Below are 12,492 nucleotides of genomic sequence, written 5' to 3'. Positions count from 1 at the left end.
GTCAACGGGCCGGTCCCACGCAAGGTGGGCCGGCCCGAGCAGGAAACCGAAGGTGGCTTACGCGGAGTGGTAAGTCGGCAAGGCAAAGCGGTTCTGGCTTTGCAGCATGGAAATCTGCGGCAGCTCACTGGCCTGTTCGGCCAAGTCACGACGAATTGCACTGATGACCCAGGACAGCTGGTCGGCGGCATGCAGCTGCGCGTAGGAAATCGAACGCTTGAACTGTTTGCCTTCGCTGTTACGCAGGGTGAGCAGGATGCCACCGTCAGGACGGGGTTGAGTGGTCACTTCGAAGTTGGAGAACAGGGAAGAAAACTTTTCTTGGATCAGGCTCATGTCTATCAGCTCCGTTAGCTCTTGAAGGGCAAGCGTGGAGTGATAGGTGCAGCGATTGTGCCAGTATTGTTTTTTTATAAAATCCTTATAAATCAATAACTTATAATTTCTAGGAAATTTCAATCTCGTGCAAATTGCATGAATGGCCATCGTGCATCCTGCATTTTGCAGGTTGGCGGCGATTAGCCGTGGGCGTGGCTTCAGCGTTATGACCGCTGGCCCGGAGAGAAAATTCAATCGTTTATGGACGGGGCTGGAGGGCCCTGGAGATAACCGGCGGGGAGATACAAAAGTTTGCAAAAACTCCGTGTACAGGCCCGCGACGGCTGACGTATTTTCCAGCCTGTCACGCCGTTTCAATGCTGCCTCGGCGACCCGGCCGAACAGGTTTGAAAGGTGTTTCTGCGACATGGAATGTGTTGCGGCGCGATCCAGCGATCCTGCCCGACGAATAATAAGAAACAGGACGCCCTCCATGAACGGTCCCACTGCATTATTGCCGGTGCTGTCAGCAGCGCTGCACTTGCCCTGCCTTTATCCCTTTGCGGGTGATCCCCGCAGTCTTCGCTTGCCGGTTGCCGAACCCTGGGTCGCCAACCCCGGTTGAGCCTTGCGCTGGCTGTTGCCAACGCCCGGCCTGGCCCGGGCACAGACCTTTGCTGTCGAACCGGAGCAACCATGAACAAGTACAAGAGCGACATGATCACCTGGGGCATGATGCTGCGAAAGGTGCCGTCCATTGCCAAGGCGCTACCTCGGGTGGTGCGAGGCATGAGGGCAGGGAACATCGACAACCCTGACCAACCCTGTGGGCTGGGCTGGAGTTTCGAGCAGGCCACCCTGCGCAATCCCCAGGGGCCGGCCCTGTTGTATGGCGATCGGGTACTCAGTTACTCCCAGGTCAACCAATGGGCCAACCGCATCGCTGCTTACCTGCGGGAGCAGGGCATCGGCAAGGGCGATGTACTGGCGATTTTCATCGAGAATCGCCCCGAGCTGCTGGTCACGGTGCTGGCGGTGGCCAAGCTTGGCGGGATCTGCGCGATGCTCAATACCGCGCAGACCCAAAGCGTGCTGGCACACAGTCTGGAACTGGTGAAGCCGGTGGGCATCATGGTTGGTGGTGAGTTGCTGGCGGCTTTTTCCGCAGTGCGCGATCAAGTGGGTATCGATCCGGCTCGCACCTGGTTCGTGGCCGATCAGGACACCTTCGTCGACCCTGGACCGACTCCGGACGGCCTGGTCAACCTGATGGCCGAGAGCGCCGCTTATCCAGCGGACAATCTGCTGCAGACCCAGCGCATCTTCTTCAACGACCCTTGCTTCTACATCTATACGTCCGGCACCACGGGCCTGCCCAAGGCGGGGATTTTCAAGCATGGGCGCTGGATGCGCACCTCTGCCGGCTTCGGCACCATCGCCCTGGATATGCAGCCCGGCGACGTGGTGTATTGCACCTTGCCGCTGTACCACGCCACCGGGCTGTGCGTCTGCTGGGGCTCGGCCATCACCGGCGCCTCGGGGTTCGCCATTCGCCGCAAGTTCAGCGCCAGTCAGTTCTGGGACGATGCGCGTCGGTTCAAGGCGACGACCGTGGGCTATGTCGGTGAATTGTGTCGCTACCTGATCGATCAGCCCAGCACTGCCCGGGATACCGAGCATGGCGTGTTGAAGATGATCGGCAATGGCCTGCGTCCGGGAGTCTGGAGCGAGTTCAAGCAGCGTTTCGGCGTCGGTCATGTCTGTGAGCTGTACGCGGCCAGCGACGGCAATATCGGCTTCAGCAATATCCTCAACTTCGACAACACCGTGGGTTTTTCCCTGATCCCCTGGGCATTGGTGGAGTACGCCCACGACACCGGGGCGCCATTGCGCAACAGCCAGGGCTTCATGCAGAAGGTCGCCAAGGGCGGTCAGGGCCTGCTGTTGGCGAAGATCGACGACAAGGCGCCGCTGGATGGCTACACCGATCCGGAAAAGAACCTCAAGGTGATCCTCAAGGATGTGTTCGAGAAGGGCGATTGTTACTTCAACACCGGTGACTTGCTGCGCGACATCGGTTTTGGCCATGTGCAGTTCGTTGATCGGCTGGGGGACACCTATCGTTGGAAGGGCGAGAACGTCTCCACCACCGAGGTGGAGAACATTCTCCTGGGGCACCCGCAAGTGGCCGAGGTGGTGGCCTATGGCGTCGAAATCCACAACACCAACGGCCGTGCCGGGATGGTGGCCATTACCCCGGCGGAGTCGCTGGCGACCCTGGATTTCAGTGAGTTGCTGCAATATGCCAGACAGCAGCTTCCGGCTTACGCGGTGCCGCTGTTTCTGCGGATCAAGGTGAAAATGGACACCACTGGCACCTTCAAATATCAGAAGAGCCGACTCAAGGAGCAGGCGTTCGACCTCGAACGGGTCGGCGACGATCCGGTCTATGCCTGGCTTCCCGGGTCGGATACCTATGTGCAACTGACCCCGCAGATTTTTGCCGATATCCAGGGCGGGCGTCTGCGTTATTGATTCTGCCTATGGCGGCTCTTGGGAAAAAAGGGATGACAGGCTGCGGCCGGCTTGGGGAAACTAGCGCCTTTCCGATTTGCCGAACCTGGAGTTTCCGATGACCGACAAAAGCCGCCAGATGACTGAAGAAGAGGCCGCCCAGTTTGTCGAACAGGTATTCAACGTGGCCCGTCAGGGTGACGCACAGATGCTCGACAAGCTGGCGGCCAGTGGCCTGCCGGTCAACCTGCGCAACCACAAGGGTGACACCTTGCTGATGCTGGCCGCCTATCACGGGCATGTGGACGCCGTGCAAGTGCTGCTCAAGCACCAGGCCGATCCCGAGATCCGCAACGACAATGGCCAGAGCCCGATCGCCGGCGCCGCCTTCAAGGGCGACCTGGCGGTGGTCAAGGCCCTGGTGGAAGGCGGAGCTCAAGTGGAAGGTTCGTCCTTTGACGGGCGTACCGCGCTGATGATGGCAGCGATGTTCAACCGCACGGAAATCGTCACCTACCTGATCAGCCAGGGCGCCGATCCCAAGGCTCGCGACAGCAATGGTGTCAGTGCCCTGGAAGCCGCCAAGACCATGGGCGCGCAGGACACTGCCGCACAGCTGGAAAAACTCCTGGCCTGAGCCGTCAAGGTCCGAGGGGGCGAGGGCCCCAGGCCCGCGTCACAGGCGTAGGTCTGGGGGCGCACTTTAGGCTATCCTTCGCGCCCTCGAATTTCCTTGTCTTCAGGATGTCCCCATGAAAACCGCCCTTATCGAACTCATCAGCAAAATCAGCTCCGGGTGCATGGGCGATGCCGAGATCCAGCAGATCGCCGACGAAGCGGCCCAGGCCTACGCCGATCCCCAGGCGTTCCTGGCGGCCAATCCGGACATCAACTACGACGACAGCTTCCCCATTCCCCTGGGCGAGTGGGTGGTGGTCGGCAGCCTGCCGGAGACTGTGCTGTTTCAGGCCGACACTTATGTCGATCTGTTCGCACAGATCGTCGCGTCTTTCGGCAAGGACGTGCCTTTCAACATCAAGCCCAAGCAGTTGGCGAAGATCGAAGCCTTGACGGCCTTGAACCGCATCCAGATCCAGATGGGCAGCATGAACCCGGAAAACGGCGGCTATGTGCTGATGAATTTCAGCCAGTTGCTGGATGACGAACTGCAGATGGTGCTGGTCTACGGCAATGACCTGCCGCGAGTGCTGGAGCTGTGTGCCGAAGTCGGTATCGCCGCAGCGCCGGCCCTGGAAGCGCTGAAGATTGCCGTGCACGTCTGAATCCGCCATAGCGGTGGAATAAAACGGAACCCTGATTCAGCGCGACTATCCTAAAGAGGCACACCTTCATTTGGGAGCGACACCATGGGTTCCACCTTCAATGGCCTGGTTGGCCTGATCATTCTGGCCCTGGATATCTGGGCCATCATCAACGTGCTGAAAAGCAGCGCTGAAACCGGGATGAAGATTGTCTGGGTGTTGTTGATCATCTTCCTTCCCGTACTTGGGTTGATCATCTGGGCCATTGCCGGTCCCCGAGGTAATGTCAGGCTCTGAACCAGTACACGTGACGAACAGCCCCGGCATCATGGCCGGCGATGGAAAAAAAGGGCCGCCAGGCCCTTTTTTGTGTGACTAAACATGCGTTGAACGAAATTTTCACAAGGCCTCAAAGACAATTCGCCGGCGTTTTTCCCCTGGTGCGAAGCCCGGCAATCTGTTGTTCCAGAGCCGTAGGAGCTGGGCTTGTGGGGAGCGCCCACTAATCAATGGCAATGCCTTCAGTGATCGTGCAACATCTGCGCACCGCGTAATCCCCGTCGCCCTGGCGACAAAAAGAGGGCAGAACGCCACTTTTTCTCTGCAACTTAAACTTCCAATGGGTCCTAAAACCACATGGCAAACTCGGATGCCCTGAGTCAGCAGCGATCCTCGAATCGCCTGCTGCAACCGACCGTCAAATCCCATCTGGCCTACACGCTGCTGTGCGCGCTGGTCATGATGGTGATGTTTTCTTTGTTGCGCGTCGCGCTGTTGATCTACAACCGCGAGATGATTCTCGACACCCCGGCTTCGACCTTCCTCGAAGCGTTTGCCAATGGGCTGCGTTTTGACCTGCGGCTGGTGGTCTACCTCAGCGTACCGTTGGTGCTGGCCATGCTCAGTGCCCGGGCCATGGCGGCTCGCGGGCTGCTGCGCTTGTGGCTGACGGTGACCTCCAGCATTGCCTTGTTCCTTGGCCTGATGGAGATGGATTTCTACCGTGAGTTCCACCAGCGTCTCAACGGTCTGGTCTTCCAGTATGTGAAGGAGGACCCGAAAACCGTGATGAGCATGCTCTGGTACGGTTTCCCTGTGGTTCGCTACCTGCTGGCCTGGGTCGTGGGAGCCTGGATCCTCAGCCTGGCGTTCAAGTGGGCCGACCGTGCCACTCGGCCTCGCGGTCCGTTCAGCGGTGGCAATGTCGGCGCACGCCAGGTTGCGCCCTGGTATGCACGTATTGCGGTATTCGTGGTCTGCCTGCTGATCTGTGTGGTGGCGGCTCGTGGCACCCTGCGCCAGGGTCCGCCGATGCGTTGGGGGGATGTCTACACCACCGAATCGAACTTCGCCAACCAGCTGGGCCTCAACGGCACCCTGCAGTTGATGGCGGCAGCCAAGGATCGCTTCTCCGAAGACCGCACCAATATCTGGAAGGCGAGCTTGCCTCAGCCGTTGGCTCAACAGACCGTACGCGACATGCTGCTGGTGCCGAACGACAAACTGGTGGATGCGGACATCGCCGCCGTGCGCCGTAATTACACGCCGGATGCGGACAAGACCCTGCCGATCAAGAACGTCGTGGTGATCCTGATGGAAAGCTTCGCCGGGCATTCGGTGGGCGCGCTGGGACGTCCTGGGGAGATCACTCCCTACTTCGACAAACTGTCGAAACAAGGCCTGCTGTTCGACCGCTTCTTCTCCAATGGCACCCATACCCACCAGGGCATGTTCGCCACCATGGCCTGCTTCCCCAACCTGCCAGGCTTTGAATACCTGATGCAGACCCCGGAAGGCAGCCACAAACTGTCTGGCCTGCCGCAGTTGCTGAGCGCCCGCCAGTATGACGATGTGTATGTCTACAACGGTGATTTTGCCTGGGACAACCAGTCGGGGTTCTTCAGCAACCAGGGCATGACCAACTTCATTGGTCGCAATGACTTCGTCAATCCGGTGTTCTCCGACCCGACCTGGGGTGTGTCCGACCAGGACATGTTCAACCGTGGCCTGGAAGAGTTGAAGGCCCGTGAAGGCAAGGGGCCGTTCTACGCCCTGCTGCAGACCCTGTCCAACCACACCCCGTACGCATTGCCGACGCCATTGCCAGTGGAGAAGGTCACCGACCGCGGTAGCCTCAATGAGCACCTGACCGCCATGCGCTACTCCGACTGGGCGTTGGGCCAGTTCTTCGAGAAGGCGAGCAAGGAGCCGTACTTCAAGGAGACGCTGTTCGTCGTGGTCGGCGATCACGGTTTCGGCAACGAGCAACAGATCACCGAAATGGACCTGGGTCGTTTCAACGTGCCGATGCTGATGATTGCACCCGGTATCCAGGAGAAGTTCGGCCAGCGCGACCACACCGTGGGCACGCAGATCGATATCGTGCCCACCATCATGGGCCGCCTCGGTGGTGATGTGTTGCACCAGTGCTGGGGGCGTGACCTGCTCAACCTGCCCGAAGGCGACAAGGGTTTTGGCGTGGTCAAACCGTCGGGCAGCGATCAGACCGTGGCGCTGCTGACGGCGGATCGGGTGCTGGTGTTGCCCAAGGAAATGCCGCCCAGACTGTACAAGTACGAACTGGGTGCAACCCCTGGCGGCGAGCTGATTTCCGGAGCCGCCGATGAGGCGCAACTCAAACAGAAGCTGGAGTCGTTCCTGCAGACTGCGACCAAGAGTCTGATCGACAACACGGCCGGCGTGGTCAACGGCAAGCCGGATTGACAGCTGCACTTGCCGGCCCCTTGCAGAGGGCTGGCAGGATCTGAGTCATAAGGAAAACACCCCTGATGGGGTGTTTTTTTTTGCCTGTCGATAGGTCAATCCATTGCGCCTTCTTGAGGTATTTCCTGGTTTTCTTAGGAAAAGTTGCTTGGCGAATAGTCTGTTTCTTGCCTGGTAATGGGAGCTTTCTCGGGTTTTAGGATTCATCTGATGTTAGCCAATACAACAAACGGTGATGATCGCATCCGCTTCGGCCCGGACGGATACGTACAGCACTCCAGATCTGGCACGCAGCATTGATTATTAAATGATGTTATGGGTAGTACGCCATGATGATGGTTAAAGGGAGAGTTAAATGAAAAAGTTTCGTTTGGCGGCGGGTGTTGTATCAGCTCTATTCTTCGCGGCAAACAGTGCTTTTGCATATGATGTGCTGTTGAAGTTTGAGGGGAAGGTCGTACCCACAACATGTCAAGTGGACGGGCTTAATGAAGTTGCAATGAATCCCGTTAGTACCGAGGCTCTTAAAGAACCTGGTAGTTACGCAGGTGAAAAAGTTATTCTTATTAACGTGTCGGGGTGTGATGGCACTAAGTTGAAAGGAATGCTTAGTCCTGATTTTTCCCAAGTGCACCATATAACAGGCGCCCTTAAAAATAGTGTTCCCGGTGGTTCCACGGCTATGATTCAACTGCTTGATCATCAAAGTAATCCTATTGATCTATTGACCTGGCCTGCTACTAACCCCTCTTTTGAGCCTGTGTCTGTAAATGAAACTGCTGCGCAATTCGTATTAGCTGCTCGGTACTTGGCAGGTGATGTCCCGGTGACAGCAGGTGATGTTAAAGCCGAACTAACCTTTGACCTTGTTTACGAGTGAAATCAAAGCCTTGAAGCCCGAGCTTCAAGGCTTAATCCTGTGAGCGATAGAGCCCATGTTTTGTTGTTTCGTTTCACGTCTGATTACCGGTATCGCCATTTTGTTGTGCTCTCTATTCGTCCAGGCCAGCGTGGTGGTTGATGCCACGCGAATTGTTTATCCAGCCAAGGAGCGTGAGGTTTCTCTCAGGCTGAGCAATAAGGGGCAACAAGCAGCTTTGGTGCAGACCTGGATCGACGATGGCCGCGTCGATGCCAAACCGGATGAGGTCGATACACCTTTCATAGTAATGCCGCCGATGGTGCGGATTGATCCCGATAAGGGGCAGTCGCTGCGGATTGCCTTCGTACCGTCAACTAATTTGCCCAAGGATCGTGAGTCGGTGTTCTGGCTCAATGTGTTGGATGTGCCACCACTGGCGAGTGCGCAGGTCGGCAATCACATGCAACTGGCGTTTCGTACGCGTCTGAAGCTGTTTTTCCGTCCTGCGAATCTTCCGGGAAGCGCCACTGAAAGCGCGGAGAAACTGCGCTGGAATTTATCCAGATCTGGTAAGAACACTGTCTTGCAGGTGCACAATGATGGAGCCTTTCATGTGTCTTTTAACTCGGTTGAGTTAAAGCTTAAAAATGGTCGTGTTCTAACAGTGAAAAGTCATATGGTTGCGCCAAAATCTTCTGCTGATTTTGTTTTTGAACAATCACCAAACACCTCGGATTTCGACGTGGGTGTGATGTACGAATGGATCAACGATTTTGGAGCAAATATGCGCGTTGAGGCCAAGCTGCAATAATAAAGTACTCCAGAAAAGTTCTTGGTTTTATCCCTTGCTTAATTTTCGTGCTGAGGCATTTGCCTCGGTATTTTCGTCATTGACCTATCGTACTGGCTGTTCGGGCAGGTTAGATGAGTGCTTTGTCAAAAGTTTTTTTGTTAGTTGTGATTTGCGTACTTGCTTGCTCTAGAAAGTGTTTGGTTGTGCGTGATGGTTTTATTCTGGGAAGCATGATGCTGATCGGATCATGGATGGTCATTGACATCAGCGCGGCTGACGAGCCTATTCGTTTCAATCCGGCATTTTTTGGCAACAGCCGTGGAGAAACGCTTGACCTGTCCATCTATGAACAAGGCAATCCGCTGACGCCTGGTACCTATCGCCTTGACCTGTATCTCAACCAGAACCGCGTTGGGACTGAAGAAATCCTCCTCAGGACCTCGGCCGATGGCTCTAAGGTCGAGCCTTGTCTGCCACCGGCTTTGCTGGAGCAGCTTGGCGTTGATTTCACCCGACTGCCCGAGGATCAGGCCGCCCTGGCTCGGGCGGCCGAGTGCCTGGGGCCCGATGAAATCGTGCCTCAGGGGCGTCTGGAAGTGGACATGGCCGACTTGCGTGCCGATCTTTCCATTCCTCAGCTGTACCTGAGCCGGACCAAGCGCGGTTATGTGTCTCCCAAAGAGTGGGATGCGGGGGTCAATGCAGGCTTTCTCGGCTATAGCAACAACCTGTCCGAGAACCGTAGCAACGGACAACGCAGTCGTCAGTTCTATAGCGGCCTGAACACGGGGCTGAACCTCGGCCAGTGGCGCCTGCGACACAATGGCTCCTATCGCTACGATGGCCAGGCAAGTTCCGGTCGGAGCAGTCAGTACAACGCCTTGAGTAGCTATGTGCAGCGCGATATCACTGCGGCCCAGGCCCAGTTGACCCTGGGGGAGTTCTATACCCCCGGCAATCTGTTCGACAGTTTTTCCTTTACCGGCATACAACTGAGCAGCGATGAGCGCATGTTGCCTGATTCGATGCGCGGGTTTGCGCCTGTGGTGCGTGGCGTCGCCGATACCACCGCCAAGGTCAGCGTGCGCCAGGGGCAGAATCTGTTGTATGAAACCACGGTGTCTCCCGGGCCATTTGCCATTGACGATCTGAACAGCGCCGGTTACGCCGGTGACCTCAATGTCACCATCACCGAGGCAGATGGGCGGACCAGAAGTTTTGTGGTGCCTTATGCCTCGATGGCCCAGCTGCTGCGTCCCGGCAGCTCGCGCTTCAGCTTGAGCGCCGGACGCTACCGCGATGACAGCCTTGATAGGCTGCCCGGTTTTGTCCAGGGAACCTATCAGCACGGCTTGTCCAACCTGTGGACCGCTTATGGCGGCAGTCTCCTGGCTCAGGACTATCAAGCCTGGCAGGGAGGGGCGGCCTTGAGCACTGCTTTGGGAGCGGTGGCGATGGACCTGACCCATTCCCAGGCTTCAGGCTTGAGCGATGCGCCTGCAGGTGGCCGCGCGCAACTGAGCGGCCGCAGCCTGCGCTTGTCCTACAACAAATTGATTGAAACCACCTCCACTAACTTCAGCGTGGCGGCCTACCGTTTTTCCAGTGAGGGCTATCTGAACTTCGACGATTACGCTCGCTTGCAGGACAGCCCGTCGCAAAACCTGTCGTTCAAGCAACGCAGTCGGCTGCAGTTGAGCCTGAGCCAGCCGATAGGCGAACGCCTGGGGCAACTGAACTTTTCCGGTTTGGCGCAAAACTACTGGAATCGCGATCAGGGACGGGATCTGAGCTATCAGGTGGGTTACTCCAACAGCTTCAACTGGGGGAGCTTCAGTTTCAGCGCCAGTCGCACCCGCAGCGGTGGCGGCAACATGGACAATCAGTATCTGCTGAGTATCAGCTTGCCCCTGGGGCGCAGCCGGTATTCACCCTATCTGAACTCGTCCATCAGTTACGACGGCAGGGGCAACCACGGCGTCAATACCTCCTTGAGTGGCAATCTCGGCGACAGCGGCCAGGTCGGTTACAGCCTCTACGGTTCACGTGACCGTTATGAGGGGCAGGGCACCAGCAACTATGGCGCAAACCTGCGTTATGACGCGGCCCATGCCAATTACAGCCTGGGCGCCAGCCGCGGAGAGAACTATCAGCAAGCCAACTTTGCCATGCAAGGCACTCTGGTCGCGCACCCGGGAGGTATTAACGCAACTTCGGGTCAGGGCGAAACCATGGCCGTGCTCGAAGCCGCCGGGGCCAAGGGGGCTCAGGTGCTCAGTAACGCGACTACTCGAATCGCTGATAACGGCTATGCGGTGGTGACGGGGTTGACGCCTTATCGACGCAACGACATGGCCCTGGACCCCAAAGGCACGTCCCGGGATGTCGAGCTGGAGATGACCTCGCAGCAGGTCGCTCCGCGCGCGGGCGCTGTGGTCATGTTGCGTTATCCGACCGTGGTGGGGCGGGCGATGCTGCTCAAACTGGTGCGCGACGATGGCGAGATGATCCCCCTGGGGGCGCAAGTCCTGGGGCCTGCGGGTGAAGTGTTGACTCAGGTCGGGCAGGGCGGCCGAGCCTTTGTCCGCGGGCTGGAAGGTCAGGGCCAGTTGTTGATTCAGTGGGGAGCAGGGCAGAGCTGCCTCGCGTCGTATCGCATGCCCAGCGATCCCTCCCAGAACGACGAGTACTACCAGCAATTGGAGTTGCCCTGCCATACGGGCAGCCGAATCTCAAACAGGTAGGTAATGGATGAACATCAACGTCCTGCTAAACAACCGATGGTCCTTGGTCGCGTGGTTTCTGTTGACGGCTCTGCACGGCAATCAGGTGTGGGCCAACACATGCACCGGAAATCCACTGTCGACACACTTCACCAGTGCCGACTTCGCCATGCTCAAGCCTCCTCGTGACATTCCGGTGGGCAGCACTATTCTGGTGAAGGAAATAAACCAGGGCATAACAACCATGACCTGTAGTGGCAATGGGCTTTGGTTTGACTATGGCTTTGTCGGGGGGGCGACCAAGACCGCCTACGAGCATGTCTATGAGACCGGAGTACCGGGTATTGGCATGCGGATTCTCTGGTACCACGAGGGTGATGTGTACATGGAGTGGCCCAGGTTTGAGCGTCGACTAAACCCCGGTACCTATTCACCACCGCACAAGTTCAAGTTGGAACTGGTAAAGACTGGCCCCATCAGCTCGGGGAAGTTCCTCGATCACAAGATCAGGAATTATTACCACAACCAATTGAGCAATGAGATTTTATTCAATGGCGTGACGTACAACGCTCAACGCAGTGGCTGTGCGGTCGCCCGCCCGGTGCAAACGGTCACTTTGCCTACCGTCCCGCTGAGTAAACTCTTGTCCATTCAAGGCCCGGTAGGCCAGACGACGTTCTCGATCGATCTCAAGTGTGACAAAGGCGTGAAGGTGGCCTATCGCATGGACGCCATCAGCATCGGGAGCATTCTGAGGAATAGCGAGGGGCCAGGCATGGCCAGGGGCGTGGGGGTGGTCCTTGCCCAAGGCGATGCGAGCAGCAAGCTCATACAAAAGCTCGCGACCCGGACAGAGTTCAAGACCACGCCAACCAGTGTTGATGATGAAGCCCTGAGCATCCCGTTCACCGCCTTTTATGTAAATTACGTTACGCCGACTGCTGGTTATGTAGCAATCAACGCCACGGTCACCTTCATGTATGAATAGATAGGCGCTTTCTATTTGCATGTGAACTGTGCAAGCGCCCTCTCAGGCAGGGCGCTGTTTGGCACACGATTTAACTCTTGGCTGATTCAAATCCTGCCCAGCAGCAGTAACACCAAGAGCACCACCAGCACGACACCGATGATTCCCGAAGGGCCATAACCCCAACTTCTGGAGTGGGGGAATACCGGCAGGCCGCCAATCAGCAGCAAAATCAGAATAACGATCAGAATGGTGCCCATGGTGGTTTCCTTAAATTGAAGAGTGTTGAACAACGCGGTTGTTCAAAGACAACTTGGCTTCATGAATAA

General features: G+C 57.1%; 11 protein-coding genes. 9 read left to right on the top strand and 2 right to left on the bottom strand.

Features of this window, described 5'->3' with window-relative positions:
• Nucleotides 1-57: 57 nt before the first annotated feature.
• Nucleotides 58-336: a DUF3509 domain-containing protein gene (locus LOY69_RS30395; protein WP_019093389.1), complete on the bottom strand. Its 279-nt coding sequence runs from the start codon at nucleotides 334-336 to the stop codon at nucleotides 58-60.
• A 678-nt stretch (nucleotides 337-1,014) separates the two neighbouring features.
• Between LOY69_RS30395 and LOY69_RS21475 the strand changes: the two genes are divergently transcribed.
• The 9 genes from LOY69_RS21475 (at nucleotide 1,015) to LOY69_RS21435 (ending at nucleotide 12,184) form a co-directional block, all read left to right on the top strand.
• Entirely contained in the window at nucleotides 1,015-2,853 is a 1,839-nt protein-coding gene (locus LOY69_RS21475) for a long-chain-acyl-CoA synthetase (protein WP_170001879.1), read from the top strand.
• A 97-nt stretch (nucleotides 2,854-2,950) separates the two neighbouring features.
• Entirely contained in the window at nucleotides 2,951-3,469 is a 519-nt protein-coding gene (locus tag LOY69_RS21470) for an ankyrin repeat domain-containing protein (protein WP_102880496.1), read from the top strand.
• Nucleotides 3,470-3,584: 115 nt separating this feature from the next.
• Nucleotides 3,585-4,115: a hypothetical protein gene (locus tag LOY69_RS21465; protein WP_102860820.1), complete on the top strand. Its 531-nt coding sequence runs from the start codon at nucleotides 3,585-3,587 to the stop codon at nucleotides 4,113-4,115.
• Between the two features lie 84 nt (nucleotides 4,116-4,199).
• Nucleotides 4,200-4,391, top strand: coding sequence for a PLDc N-terminal domain-containing protein (locus LOY69_RS21460; RefSeq protein WP_102860821.1), 192 nt, complete (start codon nucleotides 4,200-4,202; stop codon nucleotides 4,389-4,391).
• A gap of 339 nt (nucleotides 4,392-4,730) precedes the next feature.
• Nucleotides 4,731-6,818, top strand: coding sequence for an LTA synthase family protein (locus tag LOY69_RS21455; protein ID WP_102880495.1), 2,088 nt, complete (start codon nucleotides 4,731-4,733; stop codon nucleotides 6,816-6,818).
• Between the two features lie 355 nt (nucleotides 6,819-7,173).
• On the top strand, nucleotides 7,174-7,698 hold the full coding sequence (locus tag LOY69_RS21450; RefSeq protein WP_170001877.1) for a fimbrial protein: 525 nt from the start codon (nucleotides 7,174-7,176) through the stop codon (nucleotides 7,696-7,698).
• A gap of 55 nt (nucleotides 7,699-7,753) precedes the next feature.
• Complete coding sequence (locus LOY69_RS21445) at nucleotides 7,754-8,491, top strand: fimbria/pilus periplasmic chaperone (protein WP_170001875.1); 738 nt, start codon at nucleotides 7,754-7,756, stop codon at nucleotides 8,489-8,491.
• Nucleotides 8,492-8,724: 233 nt separating this feature from the next.
• Nucleotides 8,725-11,217: a fimbria/pilus outer membrane usher protein gene (locus LOY69_RS21440; protein WP_262379375.1), complete on the top strand. Its 2,493-nt coding sequence runs from the start codon at nucleotides 8,725-8,727 to the stop codon at nucleotides 11,215-11,217.
• Nucleotides 11,218-11,224: 7 nt separating this feature from the next.
• On the top strand, nucleotides 11,225-12,184 hold the full coding sequence (locus LOY69_RS21435; protein WP_170001871.1) for a fimbrial protein: 960 nt from the start codon (nucleotides 11,225-11,227) through the stop codon (nucleotides 12,182-12,184).
• Nucleotides 12,185-12,270: 86 nt separating this feature from the next.
• Here the strand turns inward: LOY69_RS21435 and LOY69_RS21430 are convergent, their stop codons facing one another.
• Complete coding sequence (locus LOY69_RS21430; protein ID WP_007945780.1) at nucleotides 12,271-12,423, bottom strand: DUF3309 family protein; 153 nt, start codon at nucleotides 12,421-12,423, stop codon at nucleotides 12,271-12,273.
• Between the last annotated feature and the right edge of the window lie 69 nt (nucleotides 12,424-12,492).

The sequence above is a fragment of the Pseudomonas sp. B21-059 genome, assembly GCF_026016285.1.
In the GTDB taxonomy this organism is placed as follows: Bacteria; Pseudomonadota; Gammaproteobacteria; order Pseudomonadales; family Pseudomonadaceae; genus Aquipseudomonas; species Aquipseudomonas danubii.
Note: the sequence above shows the minus strand (reverse complement) of the source record. Positions and strands in the feature narration are given on the sequence as shown.

What these genes read in the sequence shown, in the direction of transcription:
- LOY69_RS21445 (WP_170001875.1), top strand. Translation starts at nt 7,754, where the DNA reads ATGTTTTGTTGTTTCGTTTCACGTCTGATTACCGGTATCGCCATTTTG.
- LOY69_RS21475 (WP_170001879.1), top strand. Translation starts at nt 1,015, where the DNA reads ATGAACAAGTACAAGAGCGACATGATCACCTGGGGCATGATGCTGCGA.
- LOY69_RS21435 (WP_170001871.1), top strand. Translation starts at nt 11,225, where the DNA reads ATGAACATCAACGTCCTGCTAAACAACCGATGGTCCTTGGTCGCGTGG.
- LOY69_RS21430 (WP_007945780.1), bottom strand. Translation starts at nt 12,423, where the DNA reads ATGGGCACCATTCTGATCGTTATTCTGATTTTGCTGCTGATTGGCGGC.
- LOY69_RS21440 (WP_262379375.1), top strand. Translation starts at nt 8,725, where the DNA reads ATGGTCATTGACATCAGCGCGGCTGACGAGCCTATTCGTTTCAATCCG.
- LOY69_RS21470 (WP_102880496.1), top strand. Translation starts at nt 2,951, where the DNA reads ATGACCGACAAAAGCCGCCAGATGACTGAAGAAGAGGCCGCCCAGTTT.
- LOY69_RS30395 (WP_019093389.1), bottom strand. Translation starts at nt 336, where the DNA reads ATGAGCCTGATCCAAGAAAAGTTTTCTTCCCTGTTCTCCAACTTCGAA.
- LOY69_RS21460 (WP_102860821.1), top strand. Translation starts at nt 4,200, where the DNA reads ATGGGTTCCACCTTCAATGGCCTGGTTGGCCTGATCATTCTGGCCCTG.
- LOY69_RS21465 (WP_102860820.1), top strand. Translation starts at nt 3,585, where the DNA reads ATGAAAACCGCCCTTATCGAACTCATCAGCAAAATCAGCTCCGGGTGC.
- LOY69_RS21450 (WP_170001877.1), top strand. Translation starts at nt 7,174, where the DNA reads ATGAAAAAGTTTCGTTTGGCGGCGGGTGTTGTATCAGCTCTATTCTTC.
- LOY69_RS21455 (WP_102880495.1), top strand. Translation starts at nt 4,731, where the DNA reads ATGGCAAACTCGGATGCCCTGAGTCAGCAGCGATCCTCGAATCGCCTG.